The following is a 2143-nucleotide window of genomic DNA, read 5'->3' on the forward strand; positions in this document are numbered from 1 at the left end:
ATCTGACCCTCATGGCGCCCGGGTCCGTACCGGAGTTCGAGGCGGACGCCGAGCTGATCTCCGCGCTCGCCGCGACCGCCGCCACCGTCGGCCGGATCCCCGAGCGGCGCAAGCCGGAGCCGGTGGCCGAGCGCCCCGCGCCCTTCTTCTTCCTGCTCGACCTGGCCATGCCCCGCGACATCGACGCGGCCGTGCACCGGCTGGCCGGGGTCCGCCTGGTGGACATCGAGTCGCTGGCGGAGGCCTCCGCCGACGCGCCGATGGCCGCCGACGTGGACCAGGTGCGGCGCATCGTCGCCGACGAGGTCGCGGCCTTCGGCGCCGCGCTGCGGGCGGCGCACATCACCCCCACCGTGGTCGCGCTGCGCGCCATGGCCGCCGACGTGGTCGCCAGTGAGCTGGCCCGCCTGCACGGCCGCCTGCCCGACCTGGACGAGCGCCAGCGCGGCGAGATCCGGCAGACCGTGCACCGGGTCGTCGACAAGCTGCTGCACGCGCCGACGGTACGGGTCAAGCAGCTCGCGGCCGAACCCGGCGGCGCCGGGTACGCGGACGCGCTGCGCACCCTGTTCGACCTCGACCCCGAGACGGCCGCGGCCGTGTCCGGGGCCGGGGACAGCACGCGGAACAAGAACCGAGGGCCAGCATGAGTGAGAAGGCACTGCGGCTGGGGACCAGGCGGAGCAAACTCGCCATGGCCCAGTCCGGGCAGGTGGCCGAGACCGTCCGCGAGGTGACCGGCCGGCCCGTCGAGCTGGTCGAGATCACCACGTACGGCGATGTCTCCCGGGAGGCGCTGGCGCAGATCGGCGGCACGGGTGTGTTCGTCACCGCGCTGCGGGACGCGCTGCTCAAGGGCGAGGTCGACTTCGCGGTTCATTCGCTGAAGGACCTCCCGACCGCGCAGCCCGCGGAGCTGGTCCTGGCGGCCGTACCGGAACGCGAGGACCCGCGGGACGTCATCGTCGCCCGCGACGCGCTGAAGTTCACCGACCTGCCGCGCGGCGCCCGCATCGGCACGGGCGCGCCGCGCCGCATGGCGCAGCTGAACGCGTACGCCCGCGCACACGGACTGGACATCGAGACGGTCCCGATCCGCGGCAACGTCGACACCCGCATCCGGTACGTCCGCGACGGCGAGCTGGACGCGGTCGTGCTGGCCGCCGCCGGCCTCAACCGGATCGGCCGCATCGACGAGGTGACCGACTTCCTGTCGGTCGACACGGTTCTGCCCGCCCCCGGCCAGGGGGCCCTGGCGATCGAGTGCGCCGCGGACAACGCGGAACTGATCGCCGCGCTCGGTGAGCTGGACGACCCGTTCACGCGGGCCGCCGTCACCGCCGAGCGGTCACTGCTCGCCGCCCTGGAGGCCGGTTGCAGCGCACCCGTGGGAGCGCTGGCCGACCTTCCCCCACTCTCGGCTCCGCTCGAGCGGGGGGACCCCCATGCCGACGGGCAGATTGTCAAGGAAATGCGCCTGCGCGGCGTCGTCGGCACGACCGACGGCACCCGCATGGTGCAGCTGTCCACCACCGGTCCCGTGCCCCAGACGCACGACCAGGCGTGGGCACTCGGTCGCGAACTCGCCACCGAGATGCTCGCCCAGGGCGCGGCCGGTCTGATGGGGGAGCGAGCACATTGAGCCCCACCGCCCTTCCTGCCGCCGGTCCGGAACACGGGCACGTCACCTTCCTCGGTGCCGGACCCGGGGATCCGGGACTGCTGACTCTGCGCGCCGTGGAGGCGCTGTCGAACGCGGACGTCCTGGTCGCCGAGCACGAGGTGCTCGACGTCATCCGGACGCACGCCCGACAGGGCGTCTCCGTCGTGCAGACGGACGCCGATCCCTCCTCGGTCTCGCCGCCGGGCACGGGCACGCCCCAGCTGACGGTGGTTGACGGCACGTCAACACCCGTCGCTGTCCCGGGTACTGCCCGGGATGCCGCTCATCTTGTCATGGAGGCCGCGCGGGGCGGCAGGCGGGTCGTCCGTGCGGTGTCCGGCGACCCGGGACTGGATACGTGCGCGGCGGAGGAGATGCTCGCGTGCGCCGCGGCCGGGGTGCCCTTCGAGGTCGTCCCCGGGGTCTCGGTGGCGATGTCGGCGCGCGGCAGGAAGACGCGGTCGATCGGGTCGAACACCG

At 73.8% G+C, this 2143-nt stretch carries 2 protein-coding genes and 1 pseudogene; all 3 read left to right on the plus strand.

From position 1 onward, the window contains the following. Positions 1–650 (plus strand): annotated as a pseudogene (locus tag H5J33_RS32375) (glutamyl-tRNA reductase); the annotation flags it as partial. Next, on the plus strand, positions 647–1642 hold the full coding sequence (gene hemC, locus H5J33_RS32380; protein WP_181798293.1) for a hydroxymethylbilane synthase: 996 nt from the start codon (positions 647–649) through the stop codon (positions 1640–1642). The pseudogene H5J33_RS32375 and the gene hemC, both read left to right, overlap by 4 nt. Next, a partial coding sequence (locus H5J33_RS32385; RefSeq protein WP_258565562.1) for a uroporphyrinogen-III C-methyltransferase occupies positions 1639–2143 on the plus strand: 505 nt, incomplete at its 3' end. The genes hemC and H5J33_RS32385, both read left to right, overlap by 4 nt.

The sequence above is a fragment of the Streptomyces sp. WELS2 genome (genome assembly GCF_013870595.1).
Lineage (GTDB): Bacteria > Actinomycetota > Actinomycetes > Streptomycetales > Streptomycetaceae > Streptomyces.

Coding starts and splice junctions, on each gene's coding strand:
- hemC (WP_181798293.1), top strand. CDS start 647: ATGAGTGAGAAGGCACTGCGGCTGGGGACCAGGCGGAGCAAACTCGCC.